Origin of the sequence: Streptomyces sp. NBC_00988 (assembly GCF_045162645.1) — a bacterium.
In the GTDB taxonomy this organism is placed as follows: domain Bacteria; phylum Actinomycetota; class Actinomycetes; order Streptomycetales; family Streptomycetaceae; genus Streptomyces.
On the sequence record NZ_CP108730.1, the window covers coordinates 10,312,589 to 10,334,480 of the forward strand.

Here is a 21,892-nt window from a genome sequence, read left to right on the forward strand (position 1 = left end):
GCCGGGTGTTGCTGATGGCGCGCGATGTTGCGTGAAAAGCAACACTGGGTAAGGCCCTCGCGTGGCCTCTGAACACCTTGACAACGGTTTGGGGCCGCCCTCAAACTGACGTTGCGCTTACCGCAATCCGTTTCGCTATACGCACCGAGGTGTCATGATGATTCCCGCGTGCCTTCTCGTGGATCTGCCGCGAGGCGAGGCCTACCGGCTCGACATCGATCCGCCGGTTTCGGTGTTCCACACCGACGACGGCGAGGTCTTCGCCATCGACGACACGTGCACCCACCAGGACGCCTCGCTCGCGGACGGCTGGCTGGAGGGCTGCGAGGTGGAATGCCCGCTGCACGCTTCGAAGTTCGACCTGCGGACGGGTGCCGTGGACGCTCCGCCGGCCAAGCGCCCGGTGCGTACGCACGAGGTTCTGGTCCAGGACGGCATGATCTACGTCGTGCCGTCCACGGACGCCCCGAACCTGCCGCCCTGCGTCGCGGCCCGGCTCGCCGGAGGCCCCGCGTGAGGACCGTGGCCGTGGTGGGCGCCTCGCTGGCCGGGCTGTCGGCGGCGCGCTCGCTGCGGAAGCAGGGCTTCGAGGGGCGGCTCGTCGTCATCGGGGACGAGCCCCATCGCCCGTACGACAGACCGCCGTTGTCCAAGGAGTTCCTCGCCGGGACCGTCACCGAAGACGATCTCCTGCTGGAGATGGACGACGAGGACCTGCGGGCGGAGTGGCTGCTCGGTGCCCGTGCCGTCGGGCTCCAAGTCGATGGTACGGAGCGGGTGTTGCTCCTCGACGGCGGGCGGGAGGTCCGGGCCGACGGCGTCGTCGTCGCGACCGGCGCGGTGGCGCGGAACCTGCCCGGCACGGACGGACTGGCCGGGGTGCACACCCTGCGCACCCTGGACGACGCCCGCGCCCTGCGCGACGAACTCGCCCTGGGCGGACGGCTGGTGGTGATCGGCGGCGGGTTCATCGGCGCCGAGGTCGCTTCCACGGCGTACGCCCTCGGACTCGACGTGACGGTGATCGAGGCGGCACCGACCCCCCTCGCGGGCCCGCTCGGCGAGACCATGGGCCAGATCGTCTCCGCCCTCCACGAGGCCCACGGCGTACGGCTGTTGTGCGGAGTCGGGGTCAAAGGGCTGAGCGGGGAGGCCCGCGTCGACGCCGTGCTGCTGGAGGACGGGCGAACTGTCCCCGCCGACATGGTCGTTGTCGGTGTCGGTGCGCGGCCGTGCGTCGAGTGGCTGGAGGGTTCGGGGGTCGAGCTCGACAACGGCGTCAAGTGCGGCGCCGACGGCCGGACCAGTCTCGCCGGCGTGGTCGCCGTAGGAGACTGTGCCAACTGGTACGACCCGCGGGCGGGTTCGCACCGGCGGGTCGAGCACTGGACCGGGGCGCGGGAGCGGCCCGAGGCGGCCGTGGCCACGTTGTTGTCGTGGGGTGCGGTGGAGGCGGGGGCGTCGCGGCCGCCGTACTTCTGGTCGGACCAGTACGGCGTGAAGATCCAGTTCGCCGGTCATGCGGCCGGTGCCGACAGTGTGACCGTCGAGGAGGGCGCCACCGGCGACCGCAGTTTCCTCGCCGTCTACCGGTGTGCCGGGCAGCCGGTCGCCGTGCTCGCGATGAACCAGCCGCGGCTGTTCATGCGGTGGCGCAAACAGCTTGCCGCCACGGTGAGTTGACCGTAACTACGCCGTCCGGAGTCGTTCGTCCCGGCGCGTGAATGACCGACCCACGACGTTCTCCGAGGAGTGCTCTGTGACCTCGACCAGTCTGCCGGACAGCCTGATCGCCACCCTGCCCGGCTCCTCCTACACGGACCCGGACATCTTCGCCCAGGAGCAGGAGCGCATCTTCGAGACGATGTGGTTCTGCGCCGTGCGCTCCTCCGAACTCGCCAAGCCCGGCGCCTTCCGGACCGTCGACGTGGGCCGCGAGAGCATTCTCATCACACGCGCCCGCGACAGCTCGATACGCGCTTATTTCAACGTCTGCCGGCACCGCGGCGCCAAGCTCTGCACCGAGGAGGCCGGCGAGGTCAAACGCGCCTTCCAATGCCCGTACCACGCCTGGACGTACGACCTGAACGGCAAGCTCGTCGCGGCGCCCAACCTGACGAAGATGCCCGACGTCGGCCGCACCGAGTTCGGCCTGGTGAGCGTCGCCGTCCGCGAATGGCTCGGCTATGTGTGGGTCAACCTGGCGGAGAATCCACCGTCGTTCGACGAGGACGTCATCAGCGAGGTCGTCGCCCGGCTCGGCGACGTGGAGTCCCTCGACCACTACGACATCGACCACCTCTCGGTGGGCCGGCGCATCGTCTACGACGTCAGGGCCAACTGGAAACTCATCATCGAGAACTTCATGGAGTGCTACCACTGCGCCACGATCCACCCCGAACTCACCGAGGTGCTACCGGAGTTCGCCGACGGCTATGCCGCGCAGTACTACGTCGGCCACGGCGCCGAGTTCGGCGAGGAGGTCCAGGGATTCACCGTCGACGGCTCGGAAGGCCTCGACCGCATCCCCGGGGTGAGCGACGACCAGGACCGCCGCTACTACGCGATCACCGTCAAGCCGCAGGTGTTCATCAACCTCGTCCCCGACCACGTGATCTTCCACCGGATGTACCCGGTGGCCGTCGACCGCACGATCGTCGAGTGCGACTGGCTCTATCTCCCGCACGTCGTCGAGAGCGGCAAGGACGTCAGCCGGTCCGTGGAACTCTTCGACCGGGTCAACCGCCAGGACTTCGAGGCGTGCGAGCGCACGCAGCCCGGGATGAGCTCCCGGATGTACGCCAAGGGCGGGGTGCTGGTGCCGAGCGAGCACCACATTGGAGCGTTCCACGACTGGGTGAACGAGCGCCTGGGGATCAACCAGGGGTGAGCCAGGGGCATTTCAGCCCAGGTAACCCATACGGTGGCTGATCTCCTCGGCGCCCTTGACCAGGACCGGGGCGAGTTCGTGCAGGCGCTCCTCGGTGAACCGGTACGCCGGTCCCGAGGCGCTGACCGCCGCGATGACCTCGCCGTCGCGGTTGCGGACCGGGGCGGCCACGGCGTGCAGGCCGAGCTCCAACTCCTCCAGCGTCCAGGCGTATCCGCGCTCCCGGGCCTCGGCGAGGTTCTTCTCCAGCTTCGCCTTCGAGGTGATGGTGTGCGGGGTCACCTTCTTCAGGCCGGCCTCCGTCAACAGCGCGGTGCGCTCCTTGGCGGGCAGGTGGGCCAGCAGGGCCTTGCCGCTGGAGGTGGCGTGCAACGGGGTGAGTTCTCCTACCCAGTTGTGCGCGGTGACGGCGCCGGGGCCGCGGACCTCGTACAGGTTGATCGCGTACTGCTCCTGCATGACCGCGATGTTGACGGTCTCGCCGATCTCCTCGGCGAGGCGCTCGCAGACCGGGCGGCCCTGCTGGGTGATGTCGATGCGCCCGGTGACCGCGCCGGCCAGCCGCACGATCCCGAACCCGAGCCGGTACTTGCCGCGTTCGCCCGCCTGCTCCACCAACCCGCGCGCCTCCAGCGCCCCGAGCAGCCGGAACGCGGTCGACTTGTGAACCTCGATCTCGCCGGCCACCTCACTGACACCGGCCTCGCCACGCTGGGCCAGGATCTCCAGCACGCTGATGGCACGGTCCACGGACTGCACTCCGCCGGACTGCGAACCTGTCGTTTCAGTATCTGGACTGTAGTTGCTCACAGCGAAACTATACGCGTAGTGCGGTACAACCTGTTTACGATGCGGACTCTGATCAGGTCTTTTCGCCTGGTAGCTGCCGGTTCACGCGACGGGGGCATACCGCTTCCACCTGCGGGTTCCCGGGAGTTCCAGCGGATCTGTGCACAGGTTGTGCGCCAAGTGGATGCGCCGGCCCGGCCGGTGCTACGGCGAGGTGGGCGGGTGCGGGGAGCGGAGCACGAGCAGGGTGATCTCGCTGGGGGCGAAGACGCGGAACGGCGGGCCCCAGAAGCCGGTGCCGCGGCTGGTGTAGAGGAGCGTGCGGGTGCCGTGCCGGCTGAGACCGGCGAGGGCGGGCTGGTCGATGCGGACCAGGTGGTGGAAGGGTCAGATCTGACCGCCGTGGGTGTGGCCGGAGAGCTGGAGGTCGATGCCGGCGGCTGCCGCCCGGTCGACGAACTTGGGCTGGTGAGCGAGGAGCAGGACGGGCAGGTCGGGGTCCGCGCCGGTCAGGGCTCCGGCGAGGTGGGCGCGGTGGCCCGCCAGGCCTGAGGACTCGGCGGTTACGTCGTCCACGCCCGCGACCACGAGGGTGTCGCCGCCGCGTTCGAGCAGCAGATGGCGGTTACGCAGCGGCTCCCAGCCCAGCTCGCCCATCAGGTCGACCCAGCCCTGGGCCTCGCTGTAGTACTCGTGGTTGCCGGTGACGTACACCCGGGCCTGGGTGGCACGCACGGTACCGAGCGGGGCGGCCTGCGCGCGGCGGCGTTCGGCCGTGCCGTCCGCGATGTCGCCGGTGTGGCAGACCAAGTCGGCCTCCAGCGTGCTCACCGTCTCGCACACCCGCTCCGACCAGCGGACGCGGTCGAGCGGGCCGTAGTGGGTGTCGGTGATGAGGGCGACGCGGGTGCCGTCCAACCCGGCGCCCAGCCGCGGGAGTTGGACGTCGAGGCGGCGCACGCGGGGCACGCGGCGGGCTTCGGCGTACCCCCAGGCGAGCAGCACGGCGGTGGTGCCGAGGACGGCCCAGGTGACGATCCGGGCCCGGTCCTGGCCGTCGCCGACACCGGCCACGGTCAGGGCGAGCCGCAGCAGGACGCCGAGCAGCACGGACCAGGTGAACAGCACCCAGCTGCTGCCCAGGAGGGTGTCCCCGACGATCGCTGCCCAGTCCTGCTGACGTCGGCCGTGGCCACGCCCCATCGCGAGCGGCATGGTGACGAGGCCGAGGACGAACAGAGCGGTGCCGGCCAGCGCGACGGGCAACGGCCAGTGCTGGCCGGTGTACAGGAGCACCCAGCAGGGCACGGCCCACAGCAGCACGGGGGCGATCAGGGGGAGGTAGCGCATCAGGCGCTGCAGTCGGCTCCGCCGCGGAGCCTGCACTTCGCCGTCGGCGGAGCGGGTGTCGCTGGTGTCGGTCACGCTTCCCCTATCTGACCGGGCTGCCGTCTCGCGCACTGTATCCGGTCGTCCTCGGGCCGGCCGGACGGGTCATGGGCTGGCCGGGCGGGTGCTCATGGGTGCGACCCCATGGGGCGAAGGTTTCTCTGTGGGAGGGCAGGGCGACGCCGTAGACGTAAGACACCGCGAAGCGCTCCGGGTCTGCCGGCAGTGCCACTTGGTCGGCGTCCCGGGATGTTCAGCGCCGGCGGTCCGCCATGGTCGGCGCGTTCCTCTGCCTCACGCCTGAGGGTTCGACGCCCTGCGGGAGGACGGTAGTTGACCGACCGCCTGCTGCCAGGCGGACTCAACTGCCGTGCGCGCGTGCGCGGTTGCCTCGTCGATGTCGCCGGTGAGGTGGACGGGTTCGCCGACGTGGACGTGGAGGTCCGGGCGGCGCAGCGGCGCGGTGATGACACCGGCGATCTGCTTGACCCGCCCGCCGGAGACGATCCGGCGGGCACCGGCGTGTCCGAGCGGGACGACCGGCGCGCCGGTGGTGAGCGCGAGGCGGGCCAGACCGGTGCGGAAGGTACCGGGTCCGCGGTCGGCGGAGTCCCGGCGGCGGGGGAGTCCGCCTTCGGGGTAGATCACCACGATCCGGCCGGCGGCGAGGGCCTCGGCCGCCAGGTCCAGGGCCGCCGCCGCGCTACGGCTGCCCCGGTGCACCGGTATGTGGCCCTCGCGGGTGAGACGGCGGCCGAGTATGGGGACCTTCCACAGTCCCGCGGTGGCGAGGACGACCGGCTCGACGTCCAGCCGGTGCAGCGCGGCCAGGACGAGTCCGGGATCGGCGAGAGCGGTGTGGTTGGGCGCGACGATGCTGCCGGGCGCGATGGTGCGGACAGTCCCGGTGGTGGTCACCGTCAGACGGCCGAGGAGGGGGACGACGGTACGGGCGAAGGCGCTGAGCACGTGCTGCTGACTCTCTGATCTGCCGGTGATGCCCGGTGTGCGGACGATCTGTATCGTCACGCAGCCGGGTGGCAGGGGTCATGAGTACGCGTACTCACAACACCGGCAGCCCGCCGCCCCCGACTCGGCGCCTTGCTCCTGACCTGGTCAACCCCTAGGGTGAATGCGCTTACATCACTTGCTCACATCGCCTGCTTGCATCCCGTGCGGACATCGCGCGCCCACGCCGCTGTGCGCACCGACCACATGAGGGTTCCGTCCACATGAGCACCGTCCCCACCGTGTACGACGTGGCCAACCGGTCAGGCGTCTCGATCGCCACGGTGTCTCGCGTCTACCGCAACCCCGACTCGGTGCGGGCCCAGACCCGGGAGCGGGTTCTCGCCGCCGCGCGGGAACTCGGCTACGTACCTAGTGGCAACGCGCGCGGGCTAGCCAGCCGTACCACCGGTGTCCTGGGGCTGTGCTTCCCCGACTACTCCGATCCGGACGCGGAGGACACCGACGCCGAGGACGACGACGCGGCCATGCTCTACTCCGACCAGATCATCCGCGGCATGGAACGCACCGCCCGTCGGCACGGCTACGCGCTGCTGATCGCCGCCTCGCTGAAGGGCGGGCCGGAGAGTCTGGTGGCCAAGGTGGCGGGACGCGTCGACGGGTTCGCCGTCATGGCGCGCACCGTGCCGACCGAGGAGCTTGAGGTGATCTCCCGACGGCAGCCCGTGGTGATGCTCGCCGGACCCCGCGAGGGCGGCGACCACCTCGACCACCTGGACCACCTGGAGGTCGCCAACTCCGACGGCCAGCGCGAACTGACCCGGCACCTCATCGAGGACCACGGGCTGCGGCGCCTCGCGTACATCGGCTCGGTCGAGGAGTCGCCGGACGTGGAGGCTCGCTTCCGGGGCTTCTTGGAGGCGTGCGCCGCAGCGGACGTAGAAATAGCCGATGGACCGGTCCTACGGATGCCGATGATGAGGCAGGCCGACGGGGCCGACGCGGTGGACGCCCTGGCCGACCGCGACGGCCCGCTGCCCGAGGCGCTCGTCTTCGCCAACGACCAGATGGCCGTCGGTGCCCTGCACGCGTTGCAACGGCGGGGGCTGCGCGTCCCCGAGGACGTGGTGGTGACGGGCTTCGACGGCATCCCGCTCGGCCGGCTCGTGCGGCCGTCCCTGACGACGGTGCGTCAGCCCATGCTGCGGCTGGGGGAGCAGGCGGCGGAGCTTCTCGTGCAGCGACTCAGCGGAGCGCCCGACAAGGAACCGGTGTCGCTGATGCTTCCGGTCACCGTCGTACGCCGTGCGAGCTGTGGATGCGGCGAGGTTGAGGGAAGCGGAACTCAAGTGGGTTAGGTTCTGGACGAGTTGGCGAGATCTCCTGACGGATAGTCAGATGTTCGCGGGTGTGGCAGGCGGGTCGGAACGGGATCGGTTCACTGCCTTGTGAGCGGGAGTCCGAGAACTCCGCGGTCGTGTCCGACGATCACGTCGGAACCTGCGATGGCCAAGCAGGTGATGGTCACTTCCAGGGATATCTGCCGGACGGCGCCGGTCGCCGGTTCCCAGATCCGCAGGTCGTGCCCGCGCTTGGTGCCGGTGACCAGGACGGTGCGCCCGTCGTGCAGGGCGGCGGCCGTCATGACCGGTGGGCCTGCGGTGCCCGTCGCGGGAGAGAGGCCCTCGCCGACCGGCGTTCCGGTGGCCGGGTCCCACAGCATGACTACGCCGCGATCGTCGGCGGTGGCCAACAGGGGTCCGTCGGGCGTGGGCACCGCCGTGACAACTGCCACCCGGTGTCCGCCATCGCTGAGCGCGCGGTCCTTCAACTGCACGGCCGCACCCGGGTCCCAGGGGTCGTCGACGGCCGGGTCCCACATGTGGACGCCGCCCTGGGTGTCCGCGGCCGCGATCATGGTCCGGCCGCCGGCGACCGGGACGGTGGCGAGCGACCGGATCGGACGGCCGGAGGGGTTGAGCCGCCCGACAGGTTCACCCGTGGCCGGGTCCCTCAACCGGACCGCGCCTCGGGAGGTGGCGGTGACGAGCAGGGTCCGGCCGTCGGCGAGGGGCGCGGTGCACATCCCGGTCATCTCGCCGAGCCAGTTGGCGACGGGCTCGCGAACCGGCCGTCCGGTGACGGCGTCCCACAGGCCGATCGCCCCGCTGTCACCTCCGCTCGCCAGAAGGACGCGGCCATCGGCGAGGGGCAAGGCCGTCAACGCGCGGACCCGGTCGGGATGTCCTGCGAGCGGCCCATGGACGAGTCGACCGTCGGCCGCATCCCACAGACACACCACGCCCTTGTCTCCGGCGCCTGCACCGGCACCGGCCACGAGCGTCGTCCCACCGGCGAGGGACACCACCGTCAGTGAGTCGACGCCGCTGGACGAACCCGGCGCGGAATCGGAGACAGGGAACGCGGAATCGGAGAACGCTGTCATACGGCCCCAGGGCGTGCCGTCGGCCGCGAGCAGAGCGTTCCTGTCCTGCCGGAGACGGGTGGTTGCTTCGCTTGTTACGTCAGCTGTTGCTTTTCCTGTTGCTTCCCCTGTTGGTTCGAGTGCCGTGGGCTGAGCCGTCGTAGCCGAGTTGTCGGCGGCGTCCGTCGATGCCCGCGCGGGGCCGCTCTGGGGGTGGGCGCCGGCCGGGTTCTCGACCAGGCCGTCGGCGATCGTCCAGCTCTGTTCGCAGTTCCAGCAGCGGAAGTGCCCGGTGAGCAAGGCCAGTTGACGGGCCCATTCGCTGCCGGCCCATTGCGGGGTGCCCTTGGCCGCGACCATCCCGGCGACCAGGCACAGGACGGCAGGCCCCGGTGTTCCGACGGGCACCCCGGCCGCCGCGACCTCGCGTGCCACCCGAAGGAAGGGCTGCCACTCCTGCCCCAGTGTCTCCGCCTGCAAGGCGTCGGCGATTTCGCCCCAGGGGTGCTGCCCCTGACGGGCACGGTCCGGATCAGGCAACTCCGGTGCCTCGAACGGCGGATGCACCGGGTCCACGAAGAACTTGAGGATCTCGGTGTCGTTCCCGCACTCGGGACACACCAACTGAAGGTAACTTTCCCCGGGTTCGAGATCCCACAGTGCCGCGCCGATGTGGTGACCGGCGAAGGCGACGCAGCTCAGGGCGAGTTGGCCGCAGACCTTCGCGGGAGCACCGGCGTCCAGGAAGCTCCGTGCGGCCGCCTGCTCGGCCAGCCGGAGCGCGGCACTGAACCCCGCCTCCAGATCGGCCGGGACGGGAGGCCTGTCCTCCGCCGTCACGATGAAGCCCATGTCCACCCAGAAGTCCACCGACTGCTCCGGTGGCAACTCCGCTGCCGCCTCGACGAGATGGGGCAGGACCGCGTAGGCGCTGTTGGAGACGGTTCCGTCGGCAAGCAGGTCGTCGGTCATGTACGTCCAGGTCTGCCGCCAGTCAACGTCGGCGCCCGTGACGGCAGTTGAGGCCATGTGCTCCAGGAGCACTTGCACCTCCTCGGCCGTCACGCCATCAAGGTCACGCCAACGCGGGCTGTTCAGGGGCAACGTCTGAATCATGGAATGAGTCTCGCAGTCAGCAGTGACAAGGAGCGGAAGGAGAAGGAACGGAGGGAGGCATCGGGTCTTGGGTGTGGGGCGGGCACGTCACGCCTCGTCGCGCAGCAGCGCGTCGGCCTGATCGGCGACGGTCACCACCGCCCGGGGCGCGACCCGTTCCAGCAGGGGCAGGGCAGCCGGCCAGTCGTCGAGGACCATGACCTGTACGGCAAGCCTCCGGGCGCGAGGCGGATCGGACAGCTCCGCGAGTACGGCCAGTGCGCGGGCCCGTGTCGCGCGGTAGGCGATCGAGTGGGCGAGGGCTTCGGCGCGTTCCGGATCGCCGCGCCGGGCCAGTTCCCGCACCACTTCGATCAGCGCCCTGGTCTGCGCCTGGCGGTCGGTGATCCCGTACGCGAGGGCCTCGGCCCGGCCCGTGTCGCCGTAGCGGGCCAACTGCCCGACGATCTCCGCCTGTCGCCCCGCGCGCCACTCGGGGACGATCCGGTCGACGAGCGCGATGGCCCGCTCGACCTGCCCGCGCCGGGCCAGCAGAAGGGTCACGGTGCTCAGCAGAAGGTCGTGGTCAAAGCCGACGGCGGTGTCGAGCAGCGCCTCCGCCCGGTCTGCCAGGCCGAGGACCACGTCCTGGGCGCCGGTCTCGGCGACCGCGTCCAGCACGTAGGCCAGGTCCGAGGCGCGGAGGGGGGAACTGGGCACCGGCAGGTACTTGATGAGCATGTCCGGGTCCGGGTCACCATGGCGGGCCGTGTCCTGGCCGACGGGTTCGTCGCCGTCCAATGACCTCTCCGCGCTGCGGGCGCTGCTTGCAGCTCCGCTCCCGCTCCCGCTCCCGCTCCCGGTCCCGCTCCCGGTCCCGTTCCCGGCTCCGCTCCCGCCCCCGGTGCCGAGCCGCCCGCCCGCCCGGCAGGGCATCCACGCTGCCGGTTCCGCTCCCGCTGCCGGCTCCGGTCCCAGCTCCGGTCCGACCCCCGGCGCCGAGTGTCCGGCCCAGCAGAGCATCCACCCGGTCCAAGTCCCCCCTCAACGCCTCCCAGGCCAACACCACCGCCAGCGGCCCGTGTTGAGTCCACGGGCTCCGCTTGTGAGACCGCGCGAAGTCCTCGACGCGGTCGGCGAGCATGGCCGCCCGGACCTGGTCACCGGCGGCGTCGGCCACCTCCATGAGACGGGCGAGCACCTCTCCCGTCCCGTCGAAGCCGGCGGAACTCGCCTCGGCGTCGGCGCGATCGGCGAACTTGAGCGCGTCGAGGGTGTCACCGTCGTCCGCCGCCTTCCCGCCCGCCGGACTCCCCACCCCGGACGAGGAGACCACCCACGCGGTGATCGCCGCCCACCGGGCCGCCGTCAAGGCGGTGCGCTCGATCGACCCAGCCATCCAGGTCGGCTGGACGATCGCCAACCAGGTCTACCAGGCGCTGCCGGGCGCCGAGGACGTCACCGCCGCCTACCGTCACCCCCGCGAGGACGTCTTCATCGAGGCCGCCCGCGACGACGACTGGATCGGCGTCCAGTCCTACACGCGCACCAAGATCGGCGCCGACGGCCCGATCCCCGCGCCCGAGGATGCCGAACGCACTCCCACGCAATGGGAGTTCTACCCGGAGGCCGTCGGCCACGCCCTGCGCCACACCGCCGACGTCGTCGGCCCCGGCGTCCCGCTGATCGTCACCGAGAACGGCATCGCCACCGCCGACGACCACCGCCGTATCGACTACTACGCCGGAGCCCTGGACGCGGTCGCCGCCGCCCTCGAAGACGGCCTGAACATCGCCGGATACCTCGCCTGGAGCGCCCTCGACAACTACGAATGGGGCTCCTACCGGCCGACGTTCGGCCTGATCGCCGTGGACCCGGTCACCTTCGCCCGCACCGCCAAGCCATCCGCCGCCTGGCTCGGCGCCCTGGGCCGCACCCGCGAACTGCCGCGCACCACAGGCCGGAACGCGTAGGACCGCCCCAAGTCCCGGGAGCCGACGGGCCCCTGACATCCCGTCGGCTCCCGCCCCACCGCTGTCCCGCACGGGACACGACGACGCACGTACCCGTCCCTTGCTCGTCCCGCCCGCATTCCCCTGGGAGTTGGACCCGCATGAACCGTCGTACGTTCCTCACCACCGCCACGGCGGGAGCCGCAGCCCTCACCGCCGCGTCACCCCTCGCCTCCGCGTCGACCCGCGGCCGCCCCGCCCCCGACAGCGTGCCGCTGCGGACCTGGTTCGAGGCGACCTACCGCTCGATGACCGCCATGACCACCGAACTCGGTCTGACCGCCGACACGATGGACGTCTCCGGCACCGGCGCCCCCGTGCCCTCGACCCAGACCTCATCGACCAACATCGGCTGCGGCCTGTGGTCGACCGTCGCCGCGGCCGGCCTCGGTGTGATCTCCGGGTCCGTCATGCACCAGCGCCTGTCTCGCACGCTCGCGGCCGTCGAGAAGCTGGAGCGGGCGCACGGCTTCTGGTTCAACTGGTACGACGCGTACGACGGTTCGGTCCTCACCAGCTGGCCGGGGACGGGCGACCCGGTGCGCCCCTTCCTCTCCACCGTCGACAACGCCTGGCTGGTCACGGGACTGAAGATCGCCGCCGACGCCGACCCGGAACTGCGTCCGCGCGTCGCCCGGCTCCTCGCCGATGCCGACTGGTCGTACTACTACACCCCCTACGACCCGGCCGACCCGGTCGCCGGACCCGGTCAACTGCGCGGCGGCTTCTGGCCGGACAAACCCGGCAAGGGCGAACCCACCGGCCACCACTACGGCGCCTCAACACCGAACCCAGGATGGCGAGTTACCTCGGCATCGCCGACAACTCGCTGCCCACGGAGCACTACTGGCACCTGTTCCGCACCCTCCTGCCCGGCATGGGACAGGAACAGGAACCCGAGGGCTCCTACGTCACGATCGACGGCGTACGGGTGTGGGAGGGCCACTACACCTACCGCGGCCGCACGCTCGTGCCCACCTGGGGCGGTTCGATGTTCGAGGCGCTGATGGTCCCGCTGTTCGTGCCCGAGGCCGCCTGGTCGCCGTACTCGTGGGGCACCACCCACCAGTGCTATGTCCGCAGCCAGATCGAACACGGCCTGGACGAGGCGAAGTACGGCTACTGGGGCTTCTCGCCCGCCAACATCCCCGAGGGCGGCTACCGCGAGTACGGCGTGGACGCGATCGGCATGCAGGAGGACGGCTACAACTCCCTCGGCGTCGTCACCCCGCACGCCTCCTTCCTCGCGCTGCCGTTCGCCGCGCCCGAGGCTCTCGCCAACCTCACCGCACTGGCACGGGACTTCGGCGCCTACGACGACCGCTACGGCTTCCGAGACTCCGTCGACACCGCGAACGGCCGCGTCAGCGACTCCGTCCTCGCCCTCGATCAGGGAATGATCGCCGCCGCACTCGCCCAGCACCTGCGCCCCGGCCTCCTCCAGCAGCCCTTCCACACGGGCGGTTTCCGCACCCGGGTGCGCCCCCTGCTCGGCAGGGAGCGCTTCAGCATCTGAGGAACGGGCCGAACCGATCGGGACTCGGGCTGGGAAACAGGGACCCGGGCTGGGAAACAGTGCGGAAACCTGCGGCCCTCAGGTTGCGTGGCGCGCAACCTAGTGCGTATAGCGGTACTCGTATTAGCATGCCTCGCGTATCTACGGCGCGAGCGAGACGAGAGATCATGGCTCCCCTGCAATACGACTTCGTCATCGTCGGCGGTGGATCCGCCGGCAGCGCACTGGCGAACCGGCTCTCCGCGGACGCGGCCCACCAGGTGCTGGTCCTGGAGGCCGGACGGCCCGACTACCCGTGGGACGTCTTCATCCACATGCCGGCCGCGCTGACCTATCCCATCGGCAGCCGGTTCTACGACTGGAAGTACGAGTCGGAACCCGAGCCGCACATGGGGGACCGGCGCGTCTACCACGCCCGCGGCAAGGTGCTCGGCGGCTCCAGCAGTATCAACGGCATGATCTTCCAGCGCGGCAACCCCATGGACTACGAGCGCTGGGCCGCCGACGCCGGCATGGAGAGCTGGGACTACGCGCACTGTCTGCCGTACTTCCGGCGGATGGAGAACTGCCTCGCGGCCGATCCCGACGACGAGTTCCGGGGCCACGACGGCCCGCTCGTCCTCGAACGCGGGCCCGCCTCCAACCCGTTGTTCGGCGCGTTCCTCAACGCCGTGCAGGAAGCGGGCTATCCGCGCACCGACGACGTCAACGGCTACCAGCAGGAGGGCTTCGCGCCCTTCGACCGCAACGTCAGCCGGGGCCGCCGACTGTCCGCTTCCAAGGCCTACTTGAAGCCCGTGCGGAAGCGGCCCAATCTCACCGTCACCACCCGCGCGATGGTCACCCGTGTCCTCTTCGAGGGCAAGAAGGCCGTCGGCGTCGAGTACCGGCACCGCGGCAAGGTCCACCAGGTGCGTGCCCGCGAGGTCATCCTCTGCGGCGGCGCGATCAACTCCCCCCAGCTGCTTCAGCTTTCGGGCGTCGGCAAGGCGGAGGAGCTGACCGCGCTCGGCATCGACGTCGTCCACGACCTGCCGGGCGTCGGCGAGAACATGCAGGACCACCTGGAGGTGTACATCCAGTACGCCTGCAAGCAACCCGTCTCCATGCAGCCGTACATGGCGAAGTGGCGCGCCCCCTTCATCGGCCTGCAATGGCTCTTCCGCAAGGGGCCCGCCGCCACCAACCACTTCGAGGCCGGCGGCTTCGCCCGCAGCAACGAGGACGTCGACTACCCCAACCTGATGTTCCACTTCCTGCCGATCGCGGTCCGCTACGACGGCTCGTCGCCGGCCGGGGGCCATGGGTACCAGGTGCATGTCGGGCCCATGTACTCCGACGCGATCGGGTCGGTGAAGGTCAAGAGCAAGGATCCGCTGGAGCATCCCGCGCTGCGCTTCAACTACCTGTCCACGGAACAGGATCGGCGCGAGTGGGTCGAGTCGATCCGGGTCGCCCGCAAGCTCCTCAACCAGCCGGCGCTCGCTCCGTACAACGACGGGGAGATCTCGCCCGGGCCGTCCGTGGAGAGCGACGAGGAGATCCTCGCGTGGGTGGCCAAGGAGGGGGAGACGGCTCTGCATCCGTCGTGCACGTGCAAGATGGGCACGGATGAGATGGCCGTTGTCGACCCCGGCAGCATGCGGGTGCACGGGGTGGAGGGGCTGCGGGTCGTGGACGCGTCGGTGATGCCGTACGTGACCAACGGGAACATTTACGCGCCGGTGATGATGATCGCGGAGAAGGCGGCCGACCTCATCCTGGGCAAGGAGCCGCTGGCTCCGTCCTCGGCGGTGTATTACCGGCACCGAGGTGCGCAGCAGAAGCAGGCGGGGTAAGCGCGCCGGGCGTTGAGAGGCTGAGGGTGCCGGGGGTTCTGGGGGCGGCCGCCCCCAGGCCCCCGCTTCGGCCTGAACGGCCTCGTCCTCAAACGCCGGACGGGCTGATGGTGCGGGCCTGTGCTTCCAAGTCCCGCTACCGGAAGCCGTATACAGCGTGCCCCGCACCCATCCCCACCCTCACCGGAACACCACCGTCCGATTCCCGTACACCATCACCCTGCTCTCGCTGTGCCACTTCACCGCGTGCGCCAGCACCTGCGCCTCCACGTCCCGCCCCACCGTCACCAGCTCCTCCGGGTCGAGCGAGTGGTCGACCCGGACCACGTCCTGGTCGATGATCTGGCCCTCGTCCAGTTCCGGTGTCACATAGTGCGCCGTGGCGCCCACGAGCTTCACCCCTCGGTCGTACGCCTGCTGGTAGGGGCGGGCGCCCTTGAAGCTGGGGAGGAAGGAGTGGTGGATGTTGATGGCGTGGCCCTCCAACTGCTTGCAGAGGTCGTCGGAGAGGATCTGCATGTAGCGGGCCAGTACCACCAGGTCGATGTTCAAGTCCCGTACCAGTTCCAGGAGTTGGGCCTCCGCTTCGGCCTTCGTGTCCCTGGTCACCGGAATGTGGTGGAAGGGGATGCCGTACGTCTCCGCGAGGCCCTCGAAGTCCCGGTGGTTGGAGACGATCGCCGGGATCTCGATGTTGAGGGCGCCGGTGCGCTTGCGGAACAGCAGGTCGTTCAGGCAGTGGCCGAACTTGGACACCATGATCAGGGTCCGCGTCGGGGTGGCGGCGTCCCGGAGGGTCCAGGAGATGCGATATGCCTCGGCCACCGGGCCGAATCGGTAACGCAGTGTTTTCAGGTCGGCGTTTGGATCGGAAACGTCGAAGTGGACCCTCATGAAGAAGCGGCCCTTGAGCCGATCATCGAATTGCTGGCTCTCCAGGATGTTGCCGGAGTTCCGGACGAGAAAGCCGCTCACGGCATGGACCAGTCCGGCGCTGTCCGGACACGAGAGAGTGAGGACGAATTCGCGGCCAGGGTGCGGTCGAGGGGACATGAACGGCCTCCGTCGGTGCGTGTTGCGCAACATGGTGAGCGATACGCAACATGGTTGGGCCGGGCGCCGCTCGCGGTCAAGAGGCGGCCGGGCAATGGGAGGCATGGCGAAATCGTCATCTGCCAACCCCTTGACGTATGTCTGCACATTCGCCAGGGTGTTCCACCACAAGCAATACGGTGCACGATGCGCAACGGAATTCGCTCGAAGGGCTCCACACGTGGCAGACCTGTATGTGGACGGAGAATGGCGCGATGCGGTGGCCGGCGGTCACCGTGACATCCGCTGTCCCGCCGACGGCACGCTCACCGCGACCGTGTCCGAGGGAACGCGTCCCGACACCGAGGCCGCGATCGCCGCCGCCCGACGCGCCTTCGACGAAGGACCCTGGCCGCGTACCCCCGAGCGGGAGCGCGGCGCGCTGTTGCTGCGGACCGCCGATCTCATCGAGCGCGACGCCAAGGAGTTCGCCCGCGCCGAGTCGCTGGACACCGGCAAGCGGCTGGTGGAGAGCGAGTACGACATCGCCGATGTCGTCTCCTGCTTCCGTTACTACGGCGGGATCGGTGGCACCGACGCCGGACGGGTCATCGACACCGGACGCGACGACGCCGTAAGCCGGGTCGTCTACGAGCCCGTTGGCGTGTGCGGGCTGATCACGCCCTGGAACTACCCGCTGCTGCAGGCCAGTTGGAAGGTCGCTCCGGCGCTCCTCGCCGGGAACACGATCGTCCTCAAGCCGAGCGAGCTGACGCCCTCCACGTCCATCCTGCTGATGCGCGCGCTGGAAGAGGCCGGACTTCCCGCCGGTGCCGCCAATCTCGTGCTCGGCGCCGGGCCCGAGGCGGGCGCGCCGCTCTCCGAGGACCCCGCCGTCGACATGGTCTCCTTCACCGGGGGCCTGGAGACCGGCAAACGCATCATGGCCACCGCCTCCGCGACCGTGAAAAAGGTGGCGCTGGAGCTGGGCGGCAAGAACCCCAACGTCATCTTCGCCGACGCCGACTTCGAGACGGCCGTGGACTTCGCGCTCACGGCCGTCTTCCTGCACTCCGGCCAAGTCTGCTCCGCCGGCGCCCGGTTGATCGTCGAGGACTCGCTGCACGACCGGTTCGTCGACGAAGTCGTGCGCCGCGCACGGCAGATACGGCTCGGCGGGCCCTTCGATCCCGAGGCCGAGACTGGGGCGCTGATCTCCGCGCAGCACCTGGAGAAGGTCGAGGCGTACGTCGCGGCCGGCATCGCCGAGGGGGCCGTGCTGCGGTGCGGTGGTGAGCGGCCTGCCGAACTCGCCCTCGCCGACGGGCACTTCTACCCGCCGACCGTGCTCGACGCGTGCACGCAGGCCATGCGGGTGGTGCACGAGGAGTCCTTTGGACCGGTCCTGACCGTCGAGCGCTTCACCGACGAGGACGACGCCGTACGCATCGCCAACGACACCGAGTACGGACTCGCCGGCGCCGTCTGGACCCAGGACGCGGGGAAGGCCCAGCGGGTCGCCCGGCGGCTGCGGCACGGCACGGTGTGGATCAACGACTACCACCCCTACGTGCCGCAAGCGGAATGGGGTGGCTTCGGACACTCGGGCGTGGGCCGGGAGCTGGGACCGACCGGCCTGGACGAGTACCGAGAGCCCAAGCACATCTGGCAGAACATCCAACCCCGGCCGCAACACTGGTTCCGCGGCTGAACGCCGAAAAGAGGTCGATCGTGACCCCAGCACAGACCGAGGTGCCGCAGCGGCGCGGCACTCCCCAGGACTCGGCCCCCACCCCGGTCATATCCGTGCGCAAGCTGTGGAAGGTGTTCGGGCCGAAGGCAGAGCAGGTACCCGATTCCGAGGAACTGTGCGGGCTCACGCGCCGTGAGCTGATGGACCGCACCGGCTGCACGGCCGCCGTACGCGATGTGAACTTCGAGGTCTCGCCCGGCGAGGTCTTCGTCGTCATGGGGCTGTCCGGCTCCGGGAAGTCCACCCTGGTGCGATGTCTGACCCGGCTGATCGAACCCACCGCCGGTGAGATCGTCTTCGAGGGCGAGGACATCCGGGACGCGGACGCCAAGCGGCTGCGCGAGCTGCGGCGCCGTAAGTTCTCCATGGTCTTCCAGCACTTCGGGCTGCTGCCGCACCGCAGGGTCGTCGACAACGTGTCGTTCGGCCTGGAGATCCGCGGCATGAGCAAGGCCGAGCGCACCAAACGGGCCCTGGAAGTCGTCGAGTTGGTCGGACTCTCCGGGTACGAGAACTCCTACCCCGACCAACTCTCCGGCGGAATGCAGCAACGCGTCGGGCTCGCAAGGGCGTTGGCCGGCGACCCGGACGTGCTCCTCTTCGACGAACCGTTCTCCGCGCTCGACCCGCTGATCCGGCGTGACATGCAGAACGAGGTCATCCGGCTGCACCACGAGGTCGGCAAGACCATGGTGTTCATCACCCACGACCTGTCCGAGGCCCTCAAGTTGGGCGACCGTATCCTCATCATGCGCGACGGCAAGATGGTGCAGTGCGGTACGGGCGACGAACTGGTCGGCGCCCCCGCCGACGACTACGTACGCGAGTTCGTGAAGGACGTGCCGCGCGGTGACGTCCTCACCCTGCGCTGGATCATGCGCCCCGCCGTGGACGGAGACGCCCTGGACGGGCCCGAGTTGGGCCCGGACGTCGTGGTGCGGGAAGCCACCCGCGCCGTACTCGCGGCCGACAAGCCGGTCAAGGTCGTCGAGAACGGCAAGCTGCTCGGCATCGTCGGCGACGAGGAGATCCTCGCGGTCGTCGCCGGGCAGGAAGGCGACGCGTGATGACCGTCGCCGTGGAGAAACCGGAGCCCGCGCAGCAAGTCGCGGACGCCGCACCGGAGTTGAAGAACCCGCGACGCAAGATCACCCGGCCCATGATGGTCGGCGCGATCCTCGTCGTCTGGCTGGTGCTGTTCGCCGTGCTGCGCGGCAAGCAGACGCTGACGCTCGCGGCGGCCGATCTCACCGGACTGCACCGGTGGTTCAACGACCTCAACGACTCGGTCGGCGCCAACCGCAACTCCAACCCGCTCTTCCTCTACTTCTTCAACGAGATCCGCCTGGTCATCAACAACCTGGTGACCTTCGTCCAGGACCTGATCTCGCAGCCGAGCGGCGACCGCCCGCTGCCGCAGATCGGATGGCTCGGTGTCGTCGGCATCGCCGGCTTCGTCTCCTGGGCCGTGGGCAACTGGCGGGTCGCGCTTCTCGCCATGGCCGGCTTCGCCTTCTTCGGGCTGCAGGGGCTGTGGCAGGAGAGCATGGACACCCTGGCGCTCACCCTCTCCGCGGTCCTCGTCGCGCTGCTGTTCGCGATCCCGCTGGGGGTGTGGGCGGGGCTGTCCGACCGGTTCAACCGGATCATCACGCCCTTCCTGGACTTCATGCAGACGATGCCGACCTTCGTCTACCTGGCCCCGCTGACCCTGATCTTCCTCATCGGCCCGGCCTCCGCCGTGATCGCCACGGTGATCTACGCCGCCCCGCCCGCGATCCGCATCACCGCGCACGGCATCCGCAACGTCCCGGAGACGACCGTCGAGGCGGCCGACTCGATGGGCTCGACCCGCTGGCAGTCGCTGCTGAAGGTGCTGCTGCCGATGGCCAAGCGCACCGTGGTGATGGGCGTCAACCAGACCATCATGGCCGCCCTCGCGATGGTCACCATCGCGGCCCTGATCGACGCACCCGGCCTCGGCAAGACCGTCATGCAGGCACTGCAGACGCTCGACGTGGGTACGGCCTTCAACGCCGGCCTGGCCATCGTGATCATGGCCATCGTCCTCGACCGCGTCACGACGGCGTCGAGCACCCGCACGGAACAGGCCCGGAACTCGACCGGCCGCTTCCTCACGTGGCGCCGACCGCTGCTCGGAGCGGGCGCGGTGGGCGTCGTGGTCCTGATCTACCTCTCGCACACCTACCTGTGGGCGGCGCAGTTCCCCGGCGACGGCAGCACCGGCACCCACATCACGAGCGCCGCGAACAGCGTGACGACGTGGGTGCAGGACAACCTGTCGGGCGTCACCAACGCCTTCCGCAACGCACTCACCAACGGCCTGCTCAACCCGTTCCAGTCGCTCCTCACCGACTCCCCGTGGTGGCTCGTCGGAGCGGCGCTCGTCGGGATCGGTGTCGTGGTCGGCGGCTGGCGCTCCGGGGTCACAACTGCCGTGTGCGTAGGCCTACTTGTCGGCACCGGTGTGTGGTCGGACGCCATGACGACACTTGCCTCGACCGTCGTGGCGACCGTGATCGTGATGCTGTTCGGCATCGCCTTCGGCGTGTGGATGGGGCGCAGCGCGATGGTGGACCGGTTGCTGCGGCCCACGCTGGACGCGGCGCAGGTCATGCCGCCGTTCGTCTATCTCGTGCCGTTCCTCGCGCTGTTCGGCGCGACGCGCTTCACCGCGATCGTGGCTGCCGTCGTGTACGCGGTACCGGTCGCGATCAAGATCACCGCGGACGGGGTGCGGGCCGTGCCCGAGACCACCGTCGAGGCGGCCACCGCGGCCGGGTGCAACACCTGGCAGATCATCACCAAGGTTCAACTCCCGATGGCACGCAGCGCCTTGACCCTCGCGACCAACCAGGGCCTGATCTACGTGCTGTCGATGGTTGTTGTGGGCGGCCTGGTGGGAGCCGGCGCCCTCGGCTACGACGTCGTGGCCGGATTCTCGCAGGGCGAGCTGTACGGCAAGGGGCTGGCGGCGGGGCTCGCCATCGTCCTGCTCGGAGTCATGTTCGACCGGATCACTCAGGCGGCCGCGCGCCGAACCAGCGCTTAAAGGAGCACGACACCATGGCAAGACACTGGCGAACCGGCGCGGCCGGCCTGGCCGTCCTCGGCCTCACCCTCACCGCGTGCGGCGGGGCGAAGGTCGGCGACACCTCCTCGGGATCGAGCAGCAGCTCGGGCAAGTGCGGCACCTTCAACCTCGCGGTCAACCCGTGGGTGGGCTACGAGGCGGACGCGGCGGTCGTCGCGTACGTCGCGCAGCACCAACTCGGCTGTACGGTCGAGAAGAAGGACCTGAAGGAAGAGATCGCCTGGCAGGGCTTCGGCACCGGCGAGGTCGACGCGGTCCTGGAGAACTGGGGCCACGACGACCTGAAGAAGAAGTACATCACCGGCCAGAAGACAGCCGTCGAGGCAGGCCAGACCGGCAACAAAGGCATCATCGGCTGGTACGTACCGCCGTGGCTCGCGAAAGCCCACCCCGACATCCTCAACTACAAGAACCTCAACAAGTACGCGTCCAAGTTCAAGACCTCCGAGTCGGGCGGCAAGGGCCAACTCCTCGACGGCGACCCGTCGTACGTCACCAACGACGCCGCGCTGGTGAAGAACCTGAAGCTGGACTTCAAGGTGGTGTACGCGGGCAGCGAGACCGCGCTCATCCAGGCCTTCCGCACCGCCGAGAAGAACAAGCAGTGGGTCATCGGCTACTTCTACGAGCCGCAGTGGTTCCTGTCCGAGGTCGCGCTCAAGAAGGTCACCCTGCCCACGTACACGACGGGTTGTGACGCCGTCGCGTCGAAGATCGCCTGCGACTATCCGGTCTACGACCTCGACAAGATCGTCAGTGCGAAGCTCGCCAAGTCGGGCAGCCCCGCCTACAACCTGGTGAAGAACTTCAACTGGACGAACGACGACCAGAACACCGTGGCCAAGTACATAGCGCAGGACAAGCTGTCCGACGACGCCGCGGCGAAGAAGTGGGTCGACGCCAACCAGGCCAAGGTCGACGCCTGGCTCAAGTAGGCGGCGGACGAACCCGGTTGACCATGCCCGGTGGGCGGTGCGCGCAGATGCGTACCGCCCGTCGGGCATTGCCGTGTTCCGGCCGGTGACAGGGGCGTCGTCCGACGTCACGGGACCCCTTGACACCCGCTCCT

The 21,892-nt window shown here is 69.5% G+C and carries 15 protein-coding genes and 3 pseudogenes; 11 read left to right on the forward strand and 7 right to left on the reverse strand.

Annotated elements, in window-relative coordinates:
- The first annotated feature begins 154 nt into the window (after window positions 1-154).
- The 3 genes from OG496_RS46645 (at window position 155) to OG496_RS46655 (ending at window position 2,890) form a co-directional block, all read left to right on the forward strand.
- On the forward strand, window positions 155-517 hold the full coding sequence (locus OG496_RS46645; protein WP_266766476.1) for a bifunctional 3-phenylpropionate/cinnamic acid dioxygenase ferredoxin subunit: 363 nt from the start codon (window positions 155-157) through the stop codon (window positions 515-517).
- Window positions 514-1,683 carry an NAD(P)/FAD-dependent oxidoreductase gene (locus OG496_RS46650; RefSeq protein WP_405975202.1) on the forward strand — a complete coding sequence of 390 codons (1,170 nt, stop codon included), beginning with the start codon at window positions 514-516 and terminating at the stop codon, window positions 1,681-1,683. Before OG496_RS46645 ends, OG496_RS46650 begins: the two co-directional genes overlap by 4 nt.
- 76 nt (window positions 1,684-1,759) lie before the next feature.
- On the forward strand, window positions 1,760-2,890 hold the full coding sequence (locus OG496_RS46655; protein WP_405975203.1) for an aromatic ring-hydroxylating dioxygenase subunit alpha: 1,131 nt from the start codon (window positions 1,760-1,762) through the stop codon (window positions 2,888-2,890).
- A 12-nt stretch (window positions 2,891-2,902) separates the two neighbouring features.
- On the opposite strand, the gene OG496_RS46660 is transcribed toward OG496_RS46655, so the two are convergent.
- The 3 genes and pseudogenes from OG496_RS46660 to OG496_RS46670 all read right to left on the reverse strand — a co-directional run bounded on the left by OG496_RS46660 (window position 2,903) and on the right by OG496_RS46670 (window position 6,037).
- On the reverse strand, window positions 2,903-3,649 hold the full coding sequence (locus OG496_RS46660) for an IclR family transcriptional regulator (RefSeq protein WP_405976841.1): 747 nt from the start codon (window positions 3,647-3,649) through the stop codon (window positions 2,903-2,905).
- 234 nt (window positions 3,650-3,883) lie between these two features.
- Window positions 3,884-5,104 (reverse strand): annotated as a pseudogene (locus tag OG496_RS46665) (metallophosphoesterase).
- A gap of 258 nt (window positions 5,105-5,362) precedes the next feature.
- The gene (locus tag OG496_RS46670; protein ID WP_405976842.1) at window positions 5,363-6,037 is read right to left on the reverse strand and encodes a lysophospholipid acyltransferase family protein; all 675 of its coding nucleotides are present in this window, start codon (window positions 6,035-6,037) and stop codon (window positions 5,363-5,365) included.
- A gap of 263 nt (window positions 6,038-6,300) precedes the next feature.
- On the opposite strand from OG496_RS46670, the gene OG496_RS46675 reads away from it, so the two are divergent.
- Window positions 6,301-7,395 carry a LacI family DNA-binding transcriptional regulator gene (locus tag OG496_RS46675; protein ID WP_405975204.1) on the forward strand — a complete coding sequence of 365 codons (1,095 nt, stop codon included), beginning with the start codon at window positions 6,301-6,303 and terminating at the stop codon, window positions 7,393-7,395.
- Between the two features lie 80 nt (window positions 7,396-7,475).
- Here OG496_RS46675 and OG496_RS46680 read toward each other — a convergent pair whose 3' ends face one another.
- From OG496_RS46680 to OG496_RS46690, 3 genes are all read right to left on the reverse strand, one after another.
- On the reverse strand, window positions 7,476-9,527 hold the full coding sequence (locus OG496_RS46680) for a WD40 repeat domain-containing protein (protein ID WP_405975205.1): 2,052 nt from the start codon (window positions 9,525-9,527) through the stop codon (window positions 7,476-7,478).
- Window positions 9,528-9,665: 138 nt separating this feature from the next.
- On the reverse strand, window positions 9,666-10,358 hold the full coding sequence (locus OG496_RS46685; protein WP_405975206.1) for a hypothetical protein: 693 nt from the start codon (window positions 10,356-10,358) through the stop codon (window positions 9,666-9,668).
- Window positions 10,312-10,929 (reverse strand): hypothetical protein, encoded by a 618-nt coding sequence (locus OG496_RS46690; RefSeq protein ID WP_405976897.1) that lies wholly within the window; start codon window positions 10,927-10,929, stop codon window positions 10,312-10,314. Before OG496_RS46690 ends, OG496_RS46685 begins: the two co-directional genes overlap by 47 nt.
- Here OG496_RS46690 and OG496_RS46695 point away from each other — a divergent pair.
- From OG496_RS46695 to betA, 3 genes and pseudogenes are all read left to right on the forward strand, one after another.
- Window positions 10,850-11,530 (forward strand): annotated as a pseudogene (locus OG496_RS46695) (family 1 glycosylhydrolase); the annotation flags it as partial. The gene OG496_RS46690 and the pseudogene OG496_RS46695 overlap by 80 nt on opposite strands.
- A 140-nt stretch (window positions 11,531-11,670) precedes the next feature.
- Window positions 11,671-13,085 (forward strand): annotated as a pseudogene (locus OG496_RS46700) (glucoamylase family protein).
- A 167-nt stretch (window positions 13,086-13,252) separates the two neighbouring features.
- Complete coding sequence (gene betA / locus OG496_RS46705) at window positions 13,253-14,923, forward strand: choline dehydrogenase (protein ID WP_405975207.1); 1,671 nt, start codon at window positions 13,253-13,255, stop codon at window positions 14,921-14,923.
- 180 nt (window positions 14,924-15,103) lie between these two features.
- Here betA and purU read toward each other — a convergent pair whose 3' ends face one another.
- Window positions 15,104-15,976 (reverse strand): formyltetrahydrofolate deformylase, encoded by an 873-nt coding sequence (gene purU / locus OG496_RS46710; protein WP_366491996.1) that lies wholly within the window; start codon window positions 15,974-15,976, stop codon window positions 15,104-15,106.
- Window positions 15,977-16,196: 220 nt separating this feature from the next.
- On the opposite strand from purU, the gene OG496_RS46715 reads away from it, so the two are divergent.
- Genes OG496_RS46715 through OG496_RS46730 form a run of 4 tightly spaced genes read left to right on the forward strand, consistent with a single transcriptional unit; the run spans window position 16,197 to window position 21,758 of the window.
- A complete protein-coding gene (locus tag OG496_RS46715; RefSeq protein ID WP_405975208.1) occupies window positions 16,197-17,666 on the forward strand; it encodes an aldehyde dehydrogenase family protein in 1,470 nt (489 codons plus the stop codon).
- Between the two features lie 20 nt (window positions 17,667-17,686).
- Entirely contained in the window at window positions 17,687-18,775 is a 1,089-nt protein-coding gene (locus tag OG496_RS46720; protein ID WP_366491994.1) for a glycine betaine/L-proline ABC transporter ATP-binding protein, read from the forward strand.
- Complete coding sequence (locus tag OG496_RS46725) at window positions 18,775-20,781, forward strand: ABC transporter permease (protein ID WP_399388952.1); 2,007 nt, start codon at window positions 18,775-18,777, stop codon at window positions 20,779-20,781. The genes OG496_RS46720 and OG496_RS46725 overlap by 1 nt, the downstream gene beginning before the upstream one ends.
- A 14-nt stretch (window positions 20,782-20,795) precedes the next feature.
- Window positions 20,796-21,758, forward strand: a complete 963-nt coding sequence (locus tag OG496_RS46730; RefSeq protein ID WP_405975209.1) for an ABC transporter substrate-binding protein — start codon at window positions 20,796-20,798, stop codon at window positions 21,756-21,758.
- Window positions 21,759-21,892: the final 134 nt, after the last annotated feature.

Coding starts and splice junctions, on each gene's coding strand:
- OG496_RS46645 (WP_266766476.1), top strand. CDS start 155: ATGATGATTCCCGCGTGCCTTCTCGTGGATCTGCCGCGAGGCGAGGCC.
- OG496_RS46675 (WP_405975204.1), top strand. CDS start 6,301: ATGAGCACCGTCCCCACCGTGTACGACGTGGCCAACCGGTCAGGCGTC.
- betA (WP_405975207.1), top strand. CDS start 13,253: ATGGCTCCCCTGCAATACGACTTCGTCATCGTCGGCGGTGGATCCGCC.
- purU (WP_366491996.1), bottom strand. CDS start 15,976: ATGTCCCCTCGACCGCACCCTGGCCGCGAATTCGTCCTCACTCTCTCG.
- OG496_RS46725 (WP_399388952.1), top strand. CDS start 18,775: ATGACCGTCGCCGTGGAGAAACCGGAGCCCGCGCAGCAAGTCGCGGAC.
- OG496_RS46730 (WP_405975209.1), top strand. CDS start 20,796: ATGGCAAGACACTGGCGAACCGGCGCGGCCGGCCTGGCCGTCCTCGGC.